Origin of the sequence: Quadrisphaera setariae (genome assembly GCF_008041935.1) — a bacterium.
In the GTDB taxonomy this organism is placed as follows: domain Bacteria; phylum Actinomycetota; class Actinomycetes; order Actinomycetales; family Quadrisphaeraceae; genus Quadrisphaera; species Quadrisphaera setariae.
The window spans coordinates 23115-42675 of record NZ_VKAC01000019.1 but is presented as its reverse complement, the minus strand read 5'-3'; the positions used below and the strand labels follow the sequence as shown (position 1 = coordinate 42675).

Genomic DNA, 19561 nt, shown 5'->3' with positions numbered 1-19561 from the left:
ATCGGGCGCGCGGTGGTGGGGTCTGGAGCCGGGGCTGCTGGGGTGCGGCCTCAGACGGCGGGCGCGTCGAGGGGGGCCCACCACAGCAGGCGCGTGCCGCCGCCGGTGCGCTGGCGCACCTCGAGGGCGCCGCCGCGGCGCACCGCCCTCTCCTGCAGACCGACGAGCCCGCTGCGGGCCGCGCGCAGGTCCAGGCCGTCGCCGTCGTCGTCGACCTGGACCACCACGGCGTCGCCTCCGCCCACGGGGTCCTCGGCCGTCGCGTCCACGGTGACCACGACGTGGGGGGCCCGGCCGTGCCGGACGGCGTTGCTCGCGGCCTCGCGCACCACGGCGAGCACGTCCGTGGCCAGGGTGCCGTCGACCAGGACGTCCACGGCCCCGCTGGTGCGCAGCGTCATCGAGGTCGCCGCGGCCACCTCCTCGGCGAGGTCGAGCAGCCGGCGGCGGAGCCCGCCGCTGGTCCCGGCGGCGGCGTGGAGGCTGAAGATCGTGGTGCGGATGTCGCGCACCACCTCGTCGAGCTGCGTGACGACCCCCGACAGGCTCGCGGTGAGCGCGGCGTCCCGTGCCTGGTCGAGGCGGGAGGTGGCCGCTCGCAGGGACAGGCCGGCCGCGAAGAGGCGCTGCACCACGTGGTCGTGGAGGTCGTGGGCGATGCGGTCGCGGTCCTCCAGGACCGCCAGCCGCTGGGCGTCGGTGTGCAGGTCGGCGTTGGCCACCGCGGTCCCCGCGATCGCCGCGAGGGCCAGCGCCACCTCCTCGTCGTCGGCGGTGAAGAGCCCGCCGTCGCGGTCGGCCCGCTTCTCGGTGAGGTAGAGGTTGCCGAAGACCTCGCCGCGGACCACCACCGGGACCCCGAGGAAGCTGCGCATGGCCGGGTGGCCCGGGGGCAGGCCGACGGCGGAGGCGTCGCGGGTGAGGTCCTCGATGCGCAGCGGGCGCGGTTCGGCGATGAGCCGCCCGAGCACCCCGCGGCCCTCCGGGAGGTGCCCGACGGCGGCGACCGCCGCGGGGTCCATGCCGGTGTGGACGAACCGCGACAGGCCGCGCCCGTCGGGGGAGATGACGCCCAGCGCGGCGTAGCGCGCGCCGACGAGGTCCGTCGCCGCCTCCAGCAGACCGTGGAGCACGGCGTCCAGCTCGAGGTCGCTGATGCGGACCACGGCGTCGAGCATCCTGCGGAGCCGAGCTTCCACGTCGGCCACCATCCCACCGCGGTCCGCTGATCGGCAGTCGAGGACTTCCGCCCCTGGTCGTGACGGGCGCGAGGCCCTAGCGTCGCGTCCCGTGGGGGACACGGTCGCTGTCGGCGCGCTCGTGCGCGTGGTGGTGGTGGACGACCACGAGGTCGTCCGCCGGGGAGTGGCCGACGTGCTGGCGAGCGCGCCCGGCATCGCGGTCGTGGGCGGAGCGGGCTCAGCGGCCGGAGCCCTGGCGCGGGTGCCCGCCCTGAGACCTGACGTGGCGGTGGTGGACCTGCGGCTGCCCGACGGCGACGGCGTCACCCTGTGCCGGGACCTGCGGGCGCGGCTGCCGGCACTGCGGGTGCTCCTGCTCACCAGCTACGGCGACGACGAGGCCCTGCTCGACGCGGTGGTGGCGGGAGCGTCCGGCTACCTCCTCAAGGAGGTGCTGGGGGCGGACCTGGTCGCCGCGGTGCGCACCGTGGCGGCCGGCGGGTCGACGCTCGACCCGCGGGCCCGCGCGCTGGTGGCGGACCGCGTCCGCCACACCGGGCCGACCGGCCCGCTCACGGAGCTGAGCGAGCGCGAGCGGGAGGTCTTCGCGCTCATCGGGCAGGGGCTGACGAACCGCCAGATCGGCGAGCGGCTGTACCTCGCCGAGAAGACGGTGAAGAACTACGTCTCGCACCTGCTGGCCAAGCTCGGGGTCGAGCGCCGCACGCAGGTGGCCGTCATGGCCGCCGAGCTGCGCGCTCCCGAGCGCTCCGCCTGCTGAGCCGGGCTCAGCCGGGAGTCCTCGGGGGAGCGGCGTCGACGAGCCTGCGCCCCGTCAGGACGCGGACCGCGACGGCCAGGTACGTGGCGGTCGCGGAAGGGACCCACGGCACGAGGCCCTCACCCCTCAGCCGCGCGGCCAGGTGGGGGTCGCCCACCAGCTGCGCGGGACCGACGGCGGTCACCGACCACCCCGTCCTCTCCACCGGGTCGGCCTGGTCCACCTCGAAGGCGACCACGCACCCCCGCGCGGCCGCTGCGACCTGCCCGCCGGAGGCCAGCGCCATGACGAGGTCGGTGCCCACCACCGCGTACCCGACGGGGATGACCGCGGGCAGTGCTGCCTCGGTGTAGACGAGCCGCCCGAGGCGCTGGGACCGCAGGAGCACCCAGCACTCCGCCTCGTCGAGGGCCACGAGGGAGCGCCCCGGTGGTGGGGGCGGTGCTGCGGGTGGAGGTGGTGCGGGGTGCTGCACCTGCCCACCTCACCGCGCGCGGTGCGCCCGCGCCAGGGCCGATCGTCCCGCTCTGCCCGCTGGCGGGCAGGAGCCGCGCAGCGGGGAGCCGGCTCTGGCGCGGCGAGGTCAGCGCAGTCTCGGGGGCGAGCGGTCAGCCCACCTCCAGCAGGGCGAGCAGGTCGGCGGTGCTCTCGGAGAAGTGCGTGAGCAGCGCCTCGTCCTCCTCGGTGAACGGCGCGTCGTAGCCGTAGCGGAGCATCGCCGCGCAGCCGACCAGCGCGCCGCGCTGGTCCAGCACCGGTGCTCCGACCAGGGCCCGCACCGGGTAGCGGCGCAGGTGGGAGGCCTGGTCGGGTGCTGCGCCGACCGGTGGGTCGCCGAGCGGCACGTGGTAGCGGGCCGGGCGGAGCTCCCGCAGCACCGGTCCCCACAGGCCGCTGTCGGCGACGGCGGTGGTGCGCTGCATGACCTCCCCGATGGTCCGCCGCACCTCGGGGTCCGGGTGGTACCAGGCCACCGGTGCCAACCGCTGCCCGTCCGCGGACAGGCGGCGCAGGGTCACCGCCTCCGAGCTGGCCAGCGACAGCTGCTCGACGAGCTCCTGCAGCACCGTCCGGAGACCCGAGTCCTTCGTCGAGCGCACCCGGGCCGTCAGCCAGTCCCGCACCGTCGCAGGTCCCACGCCCCACCCCCCAGGTGTCGGTCGTGGCCGCGACCGTACTCCCGCCAGCGCTGCGGCGCTGGTCAGCGCCCGGGCGCCTCGACGCCCGGGCGCCCGACCGCGTCAGCCCCGCCGCTCCACGAGGTGCTCGACGTAGGCGACCGTGGTGAGGAACGGCGGGAAGCCCTCACCGAGGGCCACCTCGCGGAAGACCTGCGCGGCCTCGTCGACGTGGTCGCCGTCGTGCCGCGGCAGCCACTCCACGACGTCGTCCAGCACCGCCTCCACGCGCTCGCGGGTGACGGGTCGGCCGTCGTCGGCGGTGGTGGCCCGCCAGCGGATCCACTGCCACACCTGGGCCCGGGAGATCTCCGCCGTGGCGGCGTCCTCCATGAGCCCGTCGATGGCCACGGCGCCGGTCCCGCCGAGCCACGCCGCGACGTACCGGACCGCGGCCGACACGTTGGTGCGCAGCCCGTCGGAGGTGACCCGCCCCGGCACCGAGGCCAGGTTGAGCAGCCGCGCCGCCGTGGTGGCGTCCGAGGGGAGCGGGTCCACCACGGGCCTGTCGCGCTGGTCGACGGCGTCACCGAGGACGGCGTCGAACGACCCCTGCGCCACCGCGACCAGACCGGGGTGCGCCACCCAGGAGCCGTCGAAGCCCATCGCCGCCTCGCGGTCCTTGTCCGCCCGGACCTTCTCCAGCGCCCGCTCCGTGGCGGCCGGGTCCGACCGCTGCGGGATGAAGGCGCTCATCCCGCCGATCGCCTGCGCCCCGCGCCGGTGGCAGGTCTCGACCAGCAGCTGCGCGTACGTGGCCATCGGCGGCACCCCCATCGTCACGTCGGCGCGGTCGGGCAGGACCCAGCGCGGGCCGCGCTCCCGGAAGGTCTTGATCGCCGAGAAGATGTAGTCCCACCGACCGGCGTTGAGCCCGGTGCAGTGGTCGCGCAGCTCGTAGAGGACCTCCTCCATCTCGAAGGCGGCGTGCACCGTCTCCACGAGGACCGTGGCGCGCACGGTCCCGCGGGCCAGGCCCAGGTGCTCCTCGGTGACGGTGAACACCTCGTCCCACAGCCGCGCCTCCAGGTGGCTCTGCAGCTTGGGCAGGTAGGCGTAGGGGCCCTTGCCGGCCGCGACCAGCTCCCGCGCGCACCCGGTGGCGAACAGCGCCCAGTCGACCAGCGAGGCCGACGCCGGGCAGCCCTGCCCGGACGGGTCGCGCGGGTCGGCGACGCGCAGGTGCTTCTCGGTGAGGTGCCACCCGCGAGGCCTCATGACGATCGTCGTGTCGACAGGGCGGTGGCCGTCCCCCTCGCCCACGGGGAGCACCTGGTAGGTGCGTCCGTCGGCCGCGGTGTGCCGCAGCTGGCCGCGCGCGGCGTCGCGCAGCACCAGCTGGGAGGTGACGACGTTCTCCCACGTGGGGGAGGAGGCGTCCTCGAGGTCGGCCAGCCACACCCGGGCGCCGGAGTTGAGGGCGTTGACGGCCATCTTCGGCTCGCACGGACCGGTGATCTCCACCCTGCGGTCCTCCAGGCCGGGCCCGGGGCCGGCCACCCGCCAGGACGGGTCGCGCCGCACCTGCTCGGTCTGGGGCAGGAACCCCGGCGTGAACCCCCCGTCGATGCGCCTCTGCCGCTCCGCCCGGGCCTTGAGCAGCTCGTGGCGGCGTCCCGCGAACCGGCGGTGCAGCTCACCGAGCAGCGCCAGGGCCTCGTCGGTGAGCACCTCCTCGGCCCGCTCGGGCATGCTCCCCACCACCTGGACGCCGTGGCGCGGCAGCAGCGCCCGTCGCTGGCCGCGCTGGTCGTCGTCGCCAGGAGGGCTCTGCTGGGTCGACGGGACGACGACGAGGGGGGAGTCCCAGCGGCGCGGGGGCGCGAAACCGGTCCGGGCGCCGAAGTCCCGGGTCTGGGTGGTCTGCGCGCTCATCGGGGAGCACCCCCCTCGAACTGCTCGGACTCGGTGGAGCCGTGCAGGGCCAGGGTGGTGCTGGCCGGGTCGACGGCGGTGGAGACCCTGTCGAAGTACCCCGTGCCCACCTCGCGCTGGTGGCGGGTGGCGGTGTAGCCGTCGGCCTCGGCGGCGAACTCGGCCTCCTGCAGCTCGACGTACGCGCTCATGGCGTGCTCGCGGTAGCCGCGGGCCAGCTGGTACATGGAGTGGTTGAGGGCGTGGAAGCCGGCCAGGGTGATGAACTGGAAGGCGTAGCCCATGCTCGCCAGCTCGCGCTGGAAGCGCGCGATGGTGGCGTCGTCGAGGTGGCGCTTCCAGTTGAACGACGGCGAGCAGTTGTAGGCGAGCAGCTTGCCGGGGAACCTCGCGTGGACCGCCTCGGCGAACCTGCGCGCCTGCGCCAGGTCGGGCACGCCGGTCTCGACCCAGAGCAGGTCGGCGACCTCGGCGTAGGCCAGCCCGCGCACGATGGTGGTCTCCTCGCCGGGGCGGGTGCGGAAGAAGCCCTCCGCGGTGCGCTCACCGGTGAGGAAGGGCCTGTCGCGCTCGTCGACGTCGCTGGTGATGAGGTCGGCGGCGAGGGAGTCGGTGCGGGCGATGATGACCGTGTCGGTGCCTGCGACGTCGGCGGCCAGGCGCGCCGCGGCCAGGGTGCGCAGGTGCTGGGAGGTGGGGACGAGCACCTTGCCGCCCAGGTGGCCGCACTTCTTGGCGGAGGACAGCTGGTCCTCCCAGTGCACGCCGGCGGCGCCCGCCTCGATCATCGCGGTCATGAGCTCGTAGGCGTTGAGCGGTCCGCCGAAGCCGGCCTCGGCGTCGGCGACGACCGGCGCGAGCCAGTCGCGGGTGGCGGTGCCGCCGTTCTCCAGCCTGTCGACCTGGTCGGCGCGCAGGAGGGCGTTGTTGATGCGGCGGACCACGGTGGGCACGGAGTCGACCGGGTACAGCGACTGGTCGGGGTAGGTGTGCCCGGAGGTGTTGGCGTCCGCGGCCACCTGCCAGCCGGACAGGTAGATGGCCTCCAGGCCGGCGCGGACCTGCTGGACGGCCTGGTTGCCGGTCAGCGCGCCGAGCGCGGGCACCCACTCGCGGGTGTGCAGCTGGCGCCAGAGGCGCTCGGCGCCGCGGCGGGCGAGGGTGTGCTCGACCGCGACGGAGCTGCGCAGCGCCACGACGTCGGCGGCGGTGTGGGTGCGGGTGACCCCGGCCCAGCGGGGGTCGCCGGCCCAGCGGGCGGCGATCTGCTCGGCGGTCTCGGTCTGGTCGCCCGGCAGCGGTGCGCGGGCCGTGTCGGTGGGGCGGGCCTGGGCGGTCTGGTGGGGCTGGGCCGTCGGACGGTCGGCGAGCGTGGTCATGGTGGTCTCCTGTGCGGTGGCGGCGAGGGGGACCCACCCGGCGCTCCACGGGTCTGCGCAGCGCCGGGCGAGAGGTTGGTGGGAGGTTGGTCACCCGCCAGCAGGACGACGGTTCGTCGTCGTGAGAGCACTCTGCTGGGCTGCTTCTCGTCGTCGCCAGGCTCCTGCGGGCAGAAGTCTCGAACTTCTTCTGCTTCCGCGAAGAGCGGCCGGTGTGCCACCCTCGGACCGTGAGCACCGACGCCACAGCCCGTCCCGCCGCCCGTCCCACCGCCCCCGCGGCCGGGCTGGACGCCCTCACCGTGGGCCGGCGCGTGCGGCACCTGCGCACCGCGCGGGGCATGACCCTGGAGGAGCTGGCGACGGCTGTCGGGCGCGCCCCGAGCCAGGTGTCGGTGCTGGAGAACGGCAAGCGCGAGCCCAAGCTGTCGCTGCTGCAGGCGGTGGCCGCGGCGCTGGGCTGTCCGCTGTCGGAGCTCCTGCAGGAGGCGCCGCCGACCCACCGGGACGCCCTCGAGATCACCCTGGAGCGCCACCAGCGGGGTGCGGTGTTCGCCGGGCTCGGGCTGCCGGAGGTGCGCGTGGGCAGGGGGCTGCCCACTGACGTCCTGGAGCTGGTGGTGGGGCTGCAGGAGGAGGTGCTGCGCCTGCACGCCGAGCGCTCGGCCACCCCCGAGGAGGCCCGTCGCGCCAACGCCGAGCTGCGCGCGCAGTGGCGCGCCCGCGACAACCACGAGCCCGACCTCGAGCGGCGCGCCGCGGAGCTGCTCGCCGCCGTCGGGCACACCGGCGGGCCGCTGTCCCAGGGGCGGTGCGCGGCGCTCGCGGCGCACCTGGGCCTCTCCCTGCACTACGTCAGCGACCTGCCACCGACCACCCGCAGCGTCACCGACCTCGAGCACGGCCGCATCTACCTGCCGTCAGCGCGGGTGGGCGGCTCCGGCGACCCGCGCACCACGCTCCTGCAGGCGCTCGCGAGCATCGTGCTGGGCCACGAGGAGCCGCGCTCCTACGCCCAGCTGCTGCGCCAGCGGGTGGAGTCGAACTACCTGTCGGCGGCGCTGCTCATGCCCCAGACCTCGGCGGTGGAGTTCCTGCGGCGGGCCAAGGCCGAGCGGGAGCTGTCGGTGGAGGACCTGCGCGACGCCTTCGCCGTCCCCTACGAGACCGCCGCGCACCGCCTGAGCAACCTGGCGACGGTGCACCTGGACCTGCCGGTGCACTTCATGAAGGTCGACCGCGCCGGTCGCATCCTCAAGGCGTACGAGAACGACGGCGTCCGCTTCCCCACCGACGCCCTCGGAGCGGTGGAGGGCCAGCCGGTGTGCCGGCACTGGACGGTGCGCACCGTCTTCGACATCGCCGACCAGCTCAGCCCGTACCACCAGTACACCGACACCGCGGCGGGCACCTTCTGGTGCACCGCCCGCACCCAGCCCAGCAGCTCCGGGGACGCCCTCGACCACTCGGTGGCGCTCGGCGTGCCCTACGCGCACGTGAAGTGGTTCCGGGGGCGGGCGACCGCGGAGCGCGCCACCTCCCGCTGCCCGGACCCCGGCTGCTGCCGCCAGGCGGCGCCGGAGGTGGCCGCGCGCTGGGAGGGCAGGGCGTGGGCGAGCCCGCGCACCCCCGCCAGCCTGCTGGCGTCCACCCCGGTGGGCTCCTTCGGCGGCGTGGACACCCCGGACGTCTACGACTTCCTGCAGGCGCACGCACCGAGGAGCTGACGCGGCGGGTCAGCCGGTCAGCGGTCCGCCGGAGGGGCTGCTCCGCCGGCCGGGCACGCGTCGTCGTCACCACCCGTCGGAGGGCCAGCACCGCGTCCGGGTCGGGCACCGCGAGCCCCGGCGGCAGCCACTACGTTGTCGACCATGTCGTCCGGACGACGCTCTGCGTTCACCGCGTGGTCGCCCCTGCGCCCGGTGCCGCTGCTCGCACCCCACCCCCGGGGAGGGCGGACCGGACCGAGCGCGCACGGCGCACCGTCGGAGGCGCACACCGTGGCCCTCGACGACGACCTGGTCGACCAGGCCCGCGAGCTGGCCCAGCAGCTGCTGTCCACGGTGGACGACGGCGGCCGCCGCTGGCGCCACACGCTGGCGGTGGCCGAGCGCGCCGCCGAGGGCTCCGGCGCCGTGGCGCCGGAGCAGGTGAACCTCCTGCTCGCCGCCGCCTGGCTCCACGACGTCGGCTACGCGCCGGCGATCGCCCAGACCGGCTTCCACCCCGTGGACGGCGCGGTGCACCTGCAGCGCAGCCTGTGGCCGCCGGCGCTGGTCGGGCTGGTGGCGCACCACTCGGGGGCCCGCTTCGTGGCGGGCGTGCGCCAGGTGGGCCACCTCCTGGAGCCCTTCCGCAGGCCCGGGTACTGGTCGGGCCCGGTGGCCGACGCGCTGACGTGGGCGGACCAGACCACGGCCCCTGACGGTCGGCGGGTCACGGTGCACCAGCGCATCGCGGAGGTGCTGGAGCGCCACGGGCCGGACAGCGCGCAGGTCCGCTGCCAGGCGCAGCGCGGTCCGGCGCTCATCGCCGCCGTGCGGGCCACCGAGGACCGCCTGCTGCTCGCCCGCGACGGGCGCCCCAGCGCGGTCTGAGGGCCCCGTCGCGGGCGCGGTGCTGCGGGCGCGGTGCGGCCCCAGGTTTCGCGCGGGTGAACATCCAGCGGATCTGCAGGCGCTCACCAGTCGGCGCCCTCACGATGGTGGGGTGGCAACCGGGAGAGGCTCGCTCGTCGAGCGCGCCGACCCCGTCGCCGTGGTGCGCCGCTGGGAGGCCCAGCAGGGACGTCGGCTGGTCGACGCGACCCTGGCTGCCTGGGAGGACATGGACAGCGAAGCCGTGGTGATGGCGCGCGCCGCGTGGGACGCGCCGGTCCCGGGCGGGACCCGCTTCTGGTCGCGCCGCCGCTACCTGAGCTTCGACGCCGACGGCTCTCCCGAGCGCCTCATCGAGGTGCAGCTGCTCTCCCAGCACCAGCCGTCCGTGCGGGCGCGCCACTCCGACCTGCTGGTCGCCGGGTCCCTGGGGCAGCGCTACTGGATCTACGCCCTCACCGGCACGTCCGGCGGCGACGTCTACCTGCGGACCCTCCAGGACCCGGCCAGCTCTGCGTGGGACCCGGCCTCGGCGGCGGGGGCGGCGGGCGACCACGACCCGCTGTGGGTCCTGCCCCTGAGCCGCGTGAGCAGTCCGCCCGTGCTCGTCAGCGCCGCCTGAACGACCTGCTCCCGGTGCCGGGGGCGCGGGGCCCAGCCGGTCGTCACCCGTCAGCCCGGGCTGGCGGCCCGGGCCCGGCTGGCCGCCCAGGTCGCCTGGAGCTGCTCCGGCGGCAGGGGTCTGCTGATGGCGTAGCCCTGCGCGTGCAGCCGCCGGCCGGGGCGCTCCGCGGCCAGGTCGCGCAGCGCCTGCAGGTGCGCGGGGGTCTCCACGCCCTCGGCGGTGACGGCAGCGCCGAGGCCGTGGGCCATCTCCACGAGCATCCTCACCACGGCCGCATCGCGCTCGTCGGTGAGCATGCCCACCACGTAGCGCCTGTCGATCTTCAGTCCGTCCAGGTGCAGGTCCCGCAGGTGCGCCAGACCGGCGGCGCCCGTCCCGACGTCGTCGAGGGCCACCCCGACGCCGGCGTCGCGCAGCGCTGACAGCGAGCCGGCGGCGGCTGCCACGTGCGCCGTCGTGGCGATCTCGGGCAGCTCCAGGCGCAGCACGTGCGCCGGCAGCCCGGCGCGCTCCAGCTCCGCGAGCACCAGCGGCACGAGGTCCTCGCGCAGGAGCGCGGGGACGGACAGGTTGACGTTGACGTGGCAGGGGGCGTCGGTCCCGAGGTCGGTGCTCCAGCGGACCTGCTGCGCGAGCGCGGTGCGCAGGACGTGCTCGTCGAGGTCGGCGGCGAAGCCCGCCGCGGCGACCTCTCCGAGGAAGGCCGCCGGTGGCAGGAGGCCGCGGTGCGGGTGGTCCCAGCGGACGAGGGCCTCGGTGCTGGTGAGCCGCCCCGAGAGGACGTCGACGATGGGCTGGTGGTGCACCACGAAGCGCCCCTGCGCCACGGCGGCGTGCAGCTCGGTGCGGTCCGGCGCGTGTGCGGTGGTGATGGACGGCGCGGCGCCACCCTCCACCACGGCGCAGCGCGAGCCGCCGGCGGCCTTGGCGCCGTACATCGCGAGGTCCGCCTCGTGGAGCAGGGCCGAGGCGTCGAAGGACGTCGCCTCCAGGCCCACCGCCACGCCGACGCTGGCCTGGCCGGGCAGCACCCGCCCGCCGAGCTGCACCGGCTCGGTCAGCCGCGCCAGCAGCCGCTGCCCCACCTGCTGCGCCCACTCCACCGCCCGCCCGCTGCCGGCAGGGGGGTGCAGGAGCAGCGCGAACTCGTCGCCGCCCAGGCGGGCGGCCACGTCACCGGGCCGCACGCACCCCCGCAGGCGGTCGGCCACCCGCTGCAGCACCTGGTCACCGGTGGAGTGCCCGTAGCCGTCGTTGATCGCCTTGAAGTCGTCGACGTCCACGTAGACCAGCACCAGCGGCGGCTGCGCGGCGCCGAGCCGCCCGAGGAAGTGCTCCCGGTTGGCCAGCCCCGTCAGCGGGTCGGTCAGCGCCTTCTCCGCCAGCTCGGCCGCCAGCTCGCGCAGCACGTCCTCCACCTCGAGGTGGCCGGGCTCGCCGTCCTCGCCCACCACGAGCACCTGGTCGTACCGCGTGGAGCGGTCGCGCTGGAGGATCCGCTGTGCGGCCTGCGAGACCGTGGCGCGCGGCGAGACCGCCAGCGGTGCCCAGTCGGTGAGCGCGCTGACCGGGCGGCGCGAGTGCACGGAGCGTCCGTACCCCAGGCGCCCCGCCATCGCCGTGAGGAACGGGCCGCGGGAGACCAGTCCCCAGGAGCAGCTGGCTCCGCTGTCCTCGCCGGCGCGGTCCGCGGCCGGGTGCACCGCCAGGCACTCCAGGTCGGGCTCGGCGCGGAAGAGCGCGTCGACCTCGTCGCACGGTGTCGCTGCGCCCACGACGCGCAGCGGGCGCACGAGGTGCGCGACGTCGCCGGTGGGGGAGGCCTGGCCTCCCAGTGCAGCACGCAGATCGACGCTCACGTCCTGTGGGGTCGACCGCGCACCGCAGCTGCTGAAGCCGCTGCTCGGTGAACAGCAGGTGGCGCGGGGCCGCCCGACCACCTGGCGGTCAGACGGGGGCTGCGCCCAGCAGGGCGCGCAGCACGCCGGCGAGCTGGTCGGGTGACGCTGAGCGCAGCGGCTCCAGTCCCGGGGAGGAGCGCAGCACCGCCACTCCGACGACGGCGGCCAGCGCCACCTGCGCCTGCAGCAGCTCCGCCTCGCTCAGCGGCTCGTCGCCGGTGCTGGCCAGACCCGCTCCGCGGGCACCCCGCGTGCGGGACTGCTCGCGCAGGCGGTGAGCGAGGGCCTCGCTGTGGTGGTGCAGCACGCGCCGGCGCAGGTCGTCCACTCCGGCGTCACCGGACGAGCGCAGCAGGAGCAGGAGCGCCTGCGAGCCCGAGCGGCCCTGCTCGCCCGGGGCGGCGTCGAAGGGACCGAGCAGCCTGTGGGCGATGCGGGTGGCGACGTCGTCCGCGCCCTCGGGGGTGGGTTGCTCCCGGAGGTCGTCCACGGCCGCGGCCAGGCACGCCTCGAACAGGCCCTCCTTGGAGCCGAAGTAGCGCTTGATGAGCGCCACGTCCACGCCGGCGTCGTCGGCGACCTGGCGCACGGTGGTGCTGGAGAAGCCGTCAGCGGCGAAGCGCTCGCGAGCCGCGTCCAGCAGGCGTCGCCGTGTGCGGCCTGCGTCACGGCGGCGTGCGGTGTCTTCCACGACACTCCCTCGACTTGATGTCAGCAGTTGTTGACTAAAGCGCGCCCCCCGCCCTAAGGTCAAGTCATCGACCGTTGACTTGAGTCCGGTCGCCCTGACCTCTCGCGAGGAGACCATCCGTGTCCACCACCGCTGCTGCGGCGGCGCCCGAGCGCGCCCTGTCGGACGGGCGCCGCCCGAAGAGCACCGGCATCGTCCTCTACCTGTCACTGGGCGGCCTCTCCTTCGCCGTCCTGCAGTCCCTCGTCGCCCCGGCGCTCGGCACCATCGGTCGTGACCTGGGCGTCACCACCAGCGCTGCCAGCTGGGTCCTCACCGCCTACCTGCTCGCCGCCGCCGTGCTCACGCCCGTCCTCGGGCGCCTGGGGGACATGGTGGGCAAGCGCAGGGTGCTCATCGTCGTCCTGGCGCTGCTGCTGGTGGGGACCGTCGTCGCCGCGCTCGCCCCCAACCTCAGCGCGCTCGTCGTCGGACGCGTCCTGCAGGGCGCCGCGGGCGCGGTGATGCCGCTGTCCATCGGCATCGTGCGCGACGAGCTGCCGCAGGAGCGCGTCAGCGTGACCATCGGCCTGCTCTCGGCCATCTTCGGCATCGGTGCCGGTGTCGGCATCGTCGCCGCTGGCCCGATCGTGCAGCACCTGTCCTGGCACTGGCTGTTCTGGCTGCCGGCGGTCCTCGTCGTCGTGGCCCTCTTCGGTGCGGTCTTCGGGATGGAGGAGTCGCCGGTGCGCAAGCCCGGGCGCCTGGACGTCGCCGGCACCGCGGTGCTCTCGGTGGCTCTCGTGTCGCTGCTGCTCGCCGTCGGCGAGGGTGAGGACTGGGGCTGGGCCAGCGCCGCGACGCTCGGGCTGCTCACCCTCGGCGTCGTGGCCCTCGCGGCCTTCGTGCTGGTGGAGCTGCGCACCGCCGAGCCGCTCGTCGACGTGCGCCTGTTCACCGTGCGCGGCGTCTGGACGGCGCACCTGGTCGCCCTGGCGTTCGGCTTCGCGATGTTCGGCACCTTCCTGCTGGTGCCGACGCTGCTGCAGCTGCCCACCCAGCTCGGCTACGGCTTCGGCAAGGACGTCACGCAGGCCGGGCTGTACCTGCTGCCCACCGTCGTGGCGATGGTGGTCGCCGGGCCGGTCGCAGGGATCCTCGTGCGCCGCGTCGGTCCGAAGGTGCCGATGGTGGTCGGTGGTGTCGCCGTGGTCGCGGCGTTCGTGGTGCCCGCTGCGTCCCACGCGCACCTGTGGCAGGTCGTGCTGTCCGGGATCCTCACCGGTGTGGGCATCGGCATGGCCCTGGCCGCCTGCTCCAACGCCATCATCGAGGCGGTCCCCGCCACGCAGACCGGTGAGGCGATCAGCGCCAACACCGTGGTCCGCACCATCGGCAGCAGCATCGGCACCGCGGTCATCGCGGCGGTCATCACCTCTCACAGCACACCGCAGGGCCTGCCGACCGACGCCGCCTTCGACACCGGCTTCTGGGCGGCCACGGGTGTCGGGGTGCTCGCCCTGATCGGTGCGCTGCTCGCACCGTCGGTGCGACAGCGCCGCGTGCGCGCCGAGAGCGCGGGCGTCACCGACCTCGCCGAGGGCTGAGCCCCCGTCGGGAGCCTGCGCCCGGACCGCAGCCGTCGTGCAGCCCCCGCGGCCCAGCGGTGCGCTCAGGAGGGCGGGTCCTGCGCGAGCAGCTGCTCGCGCAGGACGTCGGCGTACCCGCAGTGGTGGGCCAGCTCCCGCAGCACCTGCAGGTGCACCCACCGCAGGGTGCGCGGCCCCGCCCGGTGACCGGTGACGACGTCGTCCAGGTCTCGGCCGGCCACCAGCTCCCGGGCGGTCGCGCACGCCGTGCGGTGCGCCGCGAGGACGGAGGCGGTGGTGTCGTCGTCGTGCAGGCGGAAGCTGTCGTCCGGGGTCGTCACCACACCCAGCTGCGTGCGGGGCGTCCCGGCGACGCACTCCTCGAACCAGATCCTCTGCATCCAGGTCACGTGCTCGACCAGACCCAGCAGGGTGGTCGCCGACGGGACGAGGCGGCGGCGCACCTGCTCGTCGTCGAGGCCGTCGAGCGTCGCCTCGATCGCGGCGCGGTGGTGCTCGAGGAAGGCGGTGAGCTGGGTGCGCTCGTCAGCGAGCGGCACGGAGGACGGGTCGGCCGTCGGGGCGCTGTCTGACACCGCGCCAGGCTGGCACGCACCACCTGGCGGTGGGTACCGTCAGGGCGTGCTGATCGTCCGCACCGGGTGGTGGCCGTCCTCGCGACGGCCCTGACCCGACCCCACGGGCTGTCTGAGGACAGCCCGGCGCGCACCCCGCACGGCGGCACCCCGCAGGCAGCTCCCCCCACCCCCTGGAGCTCTGCGATGAACCCTTCGAACACCGCGCTCACCACCGCGCCCCTCTCGTCGGCGGACTCCTCGTTCGCCGCAGCCGCTGCCCGCAGCGCCGCACTGGAGGCCGAGGTGGCGGCGGACCCGTCGCGGTTCCGGGTGCTCACCGGAGACCGCCCCACCGGGGCGCTGCACCTGGGCCACTACGTCGGCACGCTGGCCAGCCGGGTGCGCCTGCAGGACGCGGGCGTGGAGGTGGTGCTGGTGGTGGCCGACTACCAGGTCATCACCGACCGCGACGGCGTCGGCGCGCTGTCCGCCACGGTGCTCGAGCTGGTGGCCGACTACCTGGCCGCCGGCATCGACCCCGCGCGGACGGCGGTGTTCGCGCACAGCGCGGTCCCGTCGCTCAACCAGCTGCTGCTGCCGTTCCTCAGCCTGGTCACCGACGCCGAGCTGCGCCGCAACCCCACCGTCAAGGCGGAGTCGGAGGCCACCGGCGGGCGCCCGCTGTCTGGGCTGCTGCTGACCTACCCCGTGCACCAGGCGGCCGACGTGCTCTTCTGCCGCGCGGGCCTGGTGCCGGTGGGCCGGGACCAGCTGCCGCACCTGGAGGTCACGCGGACCGTGGCCCGCCGGTTCAACGAGCGGTACGCGGGGGGCGAGGCGTTCTTCCCCGAGCCCGTCGCCCTCCTCACCGCCGCTCCGGTCCTGCTGGGGACCGACGGCACGAAGATGAGCAAGTCGCGCCGCAACGCGATCGAGCTCCGCGCCAGCGAGGACGAGACCGCACGGCTGCTGCGGGGCGCCAGGACCGACAGCGAGCGGCACATCACCTACGAGCCGCAGCGCCGCCCGGAGGTGGCCAACCTCCTGCTGCTCGCGTCCCTGCTCTCCGGCAGGTCGCCGCAGGCCCTGGCCGAGGCCGTCGGGTCGGCCGGCGCAGGGGCGCTGAAGGCGCTCGTCACCGAGGTGGTCAACGAGCACCTGCGCCCGCTGCGGGCGCGCCGCGCGGAGCTGGTGGCCGACCGGACGGTGCTGCTCGAGGTGCTGCGGGCCGGCAACGCCCGGGCCAACGAGGTCGCCGACGCGACGCTCGCCGAGGTCCGGTCGGTCATGGACATGGCCTACTGAGCGCGCTGGCCGCGCTGGCCGCGCTGGCCGCGCTGGGGCGTCCACGACGATGGCGCGATGACCGCAGACCGCGCGCTGCTCACCTCGCCCGACGTCCCAGAGCCGGTGCTGGCGGTCCTGCGGGAGGCCGTGGTCGCCGGGCTCCTCGACGACGCCGACTCCCTCGCCGCTGGCCTGGAACGGGCGGGCTGGCGGCGGGGGCGCAGCGGCGGGCGCTGGACCTGCCCCTCCCACCCCGGGTGGAGCGTGCAGTCCGCCGAGCACCCACCGAGCCTGAGCGTCTTCGCCGACGGAGAGCACGAGGTCGTCGCCGGTGCCTCCACCCGTCTGGCCCGCCACCTGGGCTCCGGCGGGACGGGACGACCGCTGGACCACGAGCTCGACCCGGACCGGCTCGACTGGCCCCGCTGGACGACGGCGGACGTCGAGGTATCGCTCCACCTCTCGCCCTTCCCCGCGCCCCTTCCGCTGCCCGACCACCTGGAGGCGCTCGCGGCGCCGTGCTCGCTGCAGCTGGCGGTGCAGCGGACCGACGCACCACCGGAGGGCCTGCCCTGGGACCACGAGCGCGCCCTGCGCGTGGCGCGGCACGGGTCACCGGTGGCGCGCTGGTACCTCGCCGCCCAGGACGACCTCACCGACGACGTCGTGGAGGTGCTCCGGAACGACGAGGACCCGGCTGTGGTCGCCGCCCTCGACGACGGCGCGAGCCAGCGCCGCGTGCTCCGCGAGGACGAGGCGGAGCAGCGCGGGGAGCGGGGGCCCGCGACCTACCTGGTGCCCGCCGAGGGGGGACCGGGTCTCACCCTCGTGGGGACCGGGCTCGCGGAGGTCGTCGCCCTGTACCGCGCCGTGGGCTGGAGCGCCTACGCCGACGACCCGGCCCTGCTGTCGGCGGCGCTGACGGGGTCGGCCCGCGTCGTCGTCGCCCGCCGGGGTGAGCAGCTGGCCGGGCTGGCCCGCGTCATCTCCGACGGGGCGAGCATCGCCTACCTGCAGGACCTCCTCGTGCATCCCGACCACCAGCGCTGCGGGGTCGGGACGGCCCTCGTCCGCGAAGCCCTGCGGCCCTTCGCCGGAGTGCGCCAGCAGGTGCTGCTCACCGACGACGAACCGGGCCAGCGCGCCTTCTACGCCTCGCTCGGGTTCACGCAGGTCGGCGAGGAGCCCTGCGGGTCGTTGCGGTCGTTCGTGCGCTTCAACGCCTGATGCGCCGCCGGGTGCGCTCAGGCCGGGCCAACCCCCGGCCCTCGGCCACGGCGTCGGCGAGCGCCACGCGGCGGCGACGTCGCGCCTCGCGCACGAGGGCCACCGCACCGACCACCACGAGGACGGCGGACGCGGCCCATCCGATGAGCGCCATCAGCGAGACGGCGCTGCCGAAGCCGTCGAGCCAGGCGGGGAGCGGGAACTGCGGGAGCACGGGCGCCTCCTCGGGGCCGGGCTCCCGATCGTCCCCCACCGCCCCCCCTGGGACCAAGGCGGCGCGACGGGTGGCCGTGCGCGTGGCGCGACCGCAGGCTGGGGACCATGAGCTGGCAGGACCGCCTCGGCGCCGTGGGCGTCTGGCGCGGCGTGACCGACACCGACCCGGCGCTGGCGGCGGAGGTGGAGCGCCTCGGCTACGGCACGGTCTGGCTGGGCGGTTCCCCACCGGCCGACCTGGTGGCCGCCGAGCGGCTCCTCGAGGTGACGGACGCCCTCGTCGTCGCCACCGGGATCACCAACATCTGGATGACCGACCCCGCCGAGCTGGCCGCGGCCTACCACCGCGTCCAGGCCCGCTTCCCCGACCGGCTGCTGCTGGGGATCGGCTCGGGCCACCGCGAGGCGACCCCGCAACGGGTCCGCCCGCTGCAGGCGATGGGCCACTACCTCGACGTGCTCGACGAGCACGGGGTGCCCGTCGGCGCGCGGGTGCTGTCGGCGCTGGGACCGAAGATGCTGGCGGTGTCCGCTGAACGGGCCGTGGGGACGCACCCCTACCTCACGGTCCCCTCGCAGACCGGGCAGATGCGCGCCGACCTGGGCGACGGGCCGCTCGTGGCGCCGGAGCAGACGGTGGTGCTGGAGACCGACGAGGACGCCGCTCGCGCCGCCGCGCGCGACTTCCTGTCCCGCTACCTGCAGCTGGAGAACTACACCGCCACGATGCACCGCGGCGGCTTCACCGGGGCCGACACCGCGCTGCCGGGCAGCGACCGCCTGGTCGACTCGATCGTCGTCCACGGGAGTGCAGCCGCCGTGGCCGCCGGAGTGCGGGCCCACCTCGACGCCGGCGCCGACCACGTCTGCGTGCAGGTGGTGCCTGCGGGCAGCGACGTGGCCGGCGCGCTGGGGGCGCTCGCGGGAGCGCTGGGGCTCACGCCGCGGGGGTGACCGCCGGGCTGCTGGTCGGGGCGGGGTGCTCCTCGGTGCTGCGGGAGCTCGTGAGCGAGAGCGCTCCTGCCCCCGCGACGAGGCCGACGACGACGGCGAGCGCCGCGAAGGCGATCCGTTCGCCGTGGAAGAACGAGCTGACGAGCTCGGTGCTCCACGTGCCGGCAGGCAGCGTGGCCGTGACGAGGGCAGCGATGAGGGTGCCGACCACGGCGGTGCCGATGCTCGTGCCGACCTCCTGCGCGGTGTCGTTGAGCGAGGCCGCCAGCGAGGTGCGGTTCGCCGGTGCGGCGCTGACGAGGGCGACGGCGCAGATGGTCATCACGGTGCGCAGGCCGACGGTCATGACCACCATGCAGGCGGCGATCACGGGGTAGCCGTGGTCGACGCCGACCGCCAGGCCGGCCAGCGACCCTGCGAGCAGGCCGGCGCCGACGAGGCAGGCCACGCGGTGGCCGAAGCGCCGCGCGAGCTGTTCGGAGAGGGGCGTCGCCAGGACCATCGTGACGATCAGCGGCAGGTTGGCCAGGCCGGCGCGCACCGGGCTCCAGCCGTAGGCGTACTGGAAGTGCAGGATCAGCGCGAACATCACCGCGGCCATCGCGATGGACGTGCCCACCTGCGCGATCGACGCGCCGCGGATGGTGCCGTCGCGGAAGAGCCCGAGGTCGAGCATGGGCTGGGCGGTGCGGCGCTCGTGGCGGACGAAGGCGACCAGTGCGAGCACTGCGCCGAGCGCGGAGCCGGTGGTGGCGAAGGACAGCCAGCCGTGCTCGATGCCGCTGGTGAGGGTGTAGCAGGCCAGGCCGATCGCGGCCGTGGACAGGACGGCGCCGGGCAGGTCGAGGCGGTCGTGGGTGAGGTCCTCGCGGCGGTCGGCGGCCACCCCGAGGCGCACCCCGACCCAGGCGACCAGGGCGATGGGGGCGTTCACCAGCAGCAGCCACTCCCAGCTGACGTGGGCCAGGGCGGTGCCGCCGAGCAGCGGGCCGAGCACGAACCCGCTCATGCCGACGACGATCATCACGGTCATCGCCCGCATCCGCAGGGCCTCGTCGTCGAAGAGGCGGAAGACGAGGGAGTTGGTGATGGGGGCCATCGCCGCCGCGGCGATGCCGAGGGCCGCGCGCAGGGCGATGAGCTCGCTCGTCGTCGTCACGAAGACCACGGCCAGGCTGACGACGCCGAAGACGGCGAGTCCCACGAGCAGCACGCGGCGCCGGCCGAGGCGGTCTGCGGCGGAGCCGGCGGTGAGCAGCAGGCCGCCGAAGGTCAGGGAGTAGGCGCCGGTGACCCACTGCAGCGCGGTGGTGCTGCCGCCGAGGTCTCGGCCGATGGTCGGCAGGGCGATGGACAGCAGCGTGTTGTCGACCATCTCCACGAAGAAGGCCAGGCACAGCGCGAGCAGCGGGACCCACGCCGCCTTCAGCGACGTGTACGTGCGGGTCGTGGTCGGTGCGGTGGGGTCGGTCGTGGGCGTCTGGGCGGGGCTGGCGGAGGTGCTGGCGGTGCTGGGGCTCATG

Annotated in this window: 18 protein-coding genes; 8 read left to right on the top strand and 10 right to left on the bottom strand. The window is 75.4% G+C overall.

Annotation, left to right across the window (positions count from 1 at the left end):
• Window positions 1-50: 50 nt before the first annotated feature.
• Window positions 51-1199, bottom strand: coding sequence for a GAF domain-containing sensor histidine kinase (locus FMM08_RS21870; protein ID WP_187279927.1), 1149 nt, complete (start codon window positions 1197-1199; stop codon window positions 51-53).
• 91 nt (window positions 1200-1290) lie between these two features.
• Between FMM08_RS21870 and FMM08_RS21865 the strand changes: the two genes are divergently transcribed.
• Window positions 1291-1962, top strand: coding sequence for a response regulator (locus FMM08_RS21865; protein ID WP_255472686.1), 672 nt, complete (start codon window positions 1291-1293; stop codon window positions 1960-1962).
• 7 nt (window positions 1963-1969) lie between these two features.
• Here the strand turns inward: FMM08_RS21865 and FMM08_RS21860 are convergent, their stop codons facing one another.
• From FMM08_RS21860 to aceA, 4 genes are all read right to left on the bottom strand, one after another.
• A complete protein-coding gene (locus tag FMM08_RS21860; RefSeq protein WP_187279926.1) occupies window positions 1970-2377 on the bottom strand; it encodes a pyridoxamine 5'-phosphate oxidase family protein in 408 nt (135 codons plus the stop codon).
• Window positions 2378-2570: 193 nt separating this feature from the next.
• Window positions 2571-3101: a GAF domain-containing protein gene (locus FMM08_RS21855; RefSeq protein ID WP_187279925.1), complete on the bottom strand. Its 531-nt coding sequence runs from the start codon at window positions 3099-3101 to the stop codon at window positions 2571-2573.
• Window positions 3102-3203: 102 nt separating this feature from the next.
• On the bottom strand, window positions 3204-4832 hold the full coding sequence (gene aceB / locus FMM08_RS21850) for a malate synthase A (RefSeq protein ID WP_439653579.1): 1629 nt from the start codon (window positions 4830-4832) through the stop codon (window positions 3204-3206).
• Between the two features lie 179 nt (window positions 4833-5011).
• Window positions 5012-6394 (bottom strand): isocitrate lyase, encoded by a 1383-nt coding sequence (aceA, locus tag FMM08_RS21845; protein ID WP_147928466.1) that lies wholly within the window; start codon window positions 6392-6394, stop codon window positions 5012-5014.
• 230 nt (window positions 6395-6624) lie between these two features.
• Between aceA and FMM08_RS21840 the strand changes: the two genes are divergently transcribed.
• The 3 genes from FMM08_RS21840 to FMM08_RS21830 all read left to right on the top strand — a co-directional run bounded on the left by FMM08_RS21840 (window position 6625) and on the right by FMM08_RS21830 (window position 9613).
• Window positions 6625-8121 carry a helix-turn-helix transcriptional regulator gene (locus FMM08_RS21840; RefSeq protein ID WP_255472684.1) on the top strand — a complete coding sequence of 499 codons (1497 nt, stop codon included), beginning with the start codon at window positions 6625-6627 and terminating at the stop codon, window positions 8119-8121.
• Between the two features lie 144 nt (window positions 8122-8265).
• Complete coding sequence (locus FMM08_RS21835; RefSeq protein WP_147928465.1) at window positions 8266-8991, top strand: HD domain-containing protein; 726 nt, start codon at window positions 8266-8268, stop codon at window positions 8989-8991.
• A gap of 112 nt (window positions 8992-9103) precedes the next feature.
• Entirely contained in the window at window positions 9104-9613 is a 510-nt protein-coding gene (locus FMM08_RS21830; protein WP_147928464.1) for a hypothetical protein, read from the top strand.
• Between the two features lie 50 nt (window positions 9614-9663).
• On the opposite strand, the gene FMM08_RS21825 is transcribed toward FMM08_RS21830, so the two are convergent.
• Both FMM08_RS21825 and FMM08_RS21820 read right to left on the bottom strand, forming a co-directional pair.
• On the bottom strand, window positions 9664-11475 hold the full coding sequence (locus FMM08_RS21825; RefSeq protein ID WP_147928463.1) for a putative bifunctional diguanylate cyclase/phosphodiesterase: 1812 nt from the start codon (window positions 11473-11475) through the stop codon (window positions 9664-9666).
• Between the two features lie 88 nt (window positions 11476-11563).
• Entirely contained in the window at window positions 11564-12208 is a 645-nt protein-coding gene (locus FMM08_RS21820; RefSeq protein WP_222711073.1) for a TetR/AcrR family transcriptional regulator, read from the bottom strand.
• Window positions 12209-12327: 119 nt separating this feature from the next.
• Here FMM08_RS21820 and FMM08_RS21815 point away from each other — a divergent pair, with 119 nt between their 5' ends.
• The gene (locus FMM08_RS21815; RefSeq protein ID WP_147928462.1) at window positions 12328-13794 is read left to right on the top strand and encodes an MFS transporter; all 1467 of its coding nucleotides are present in this window, start codon (window positions 12328-12330) and stop codon (window positions 13792-13794) included.
• A gap of 65 nt (window positions 13795-13859) precedes the next feature.
• On the opposite strand, the gene FMM08_RS21810 is transcribed toward FMM08_RS21815, so the two are convergent.
• Entirely contained in the window at window positions 13860-14372 is a 513-nt protein-coding gene (locus tag FMM08_RS21810; protein WP_222711072.1) for a DinB family protein, read from the bottom strand.
• A 186-nt stretch (window positions 14373-14558) separates the two neighbouring features.
• Between FMM08_RS21810 and trpS the strand changes: the two genes are divergently transcribed.
• On the top strand, window positions 14559-15659 hold the full coding sequence (gene trpS, locus FMM08_RS21805) for a tryptophan--tRNA ligase (RefSeq protein ID WP_147928461.1): 1101 nt from the start codon (window positions 14559-14561) through the stop codon (window positions 15657-15659).
• A 57-nt stretch (window positions 15660-15716) separates the two neighbouring features.
• Entirely contained in the window at window positions 15717-16868 is a 1152-nt protein-coding gene (locus FMM08_RS23900) for a GNAT family N-acetyltransferase (protein ID WP_147928460.1), read from the top strand.
• Here FMM08_RS23900 and FMM08_RS21795 read toward each other — a convergent pair.
• Window positions 16858-17082 (bottom strand): hypothetical protein, encoded by a 225-nt coding sequence (locus FMM08_RS21795; protein ID WP_147928459.1) that lies wholly within the window; start codon window positions 17080-17082, stop codon window positions 16858-16860. The genes FMM08_RS23900 and FMM08_RS21795 overlap by 11 nt on opposite strands.
• A 107-nt stretch (window positions 17083-17189) precedes the next feature.
• On the opposite strand from FMM08_RS21795, the gene FMM08_RS21790 reads away from it, so the two are divergent.
• Complete coding sequence (locus FMM08_RS21790; RefSeq protein ID WP_147928458.1) at window positions 17190-18038, top strand: TIGR03620 family F420-dependent LLM class oxidoreductase; 849 nt, start codon at window positions 17190-17192, stop codon at window positions 18036-18038.
• Here FMM08_RS21790 and FMM08_RS21785 read toward each other — a convergent pair.
• The gene (locus FMM08_RS21785; RefSeq protein ID WP_147928457.1) at window positions 18022-19560 is read right to left on the bottom strand and encodes an MFS transporter; all 1539 of its coding nucleotides are present in this window, start codon (window positions 19558-19560) and stop codon (window positions 18022-18024) included. The genes FMM08_RS21790 and FMM08_RS21785 overlap by 17 nt on opposite strands.
• Window position 19561: the final 1 nt, after the last annotated feature.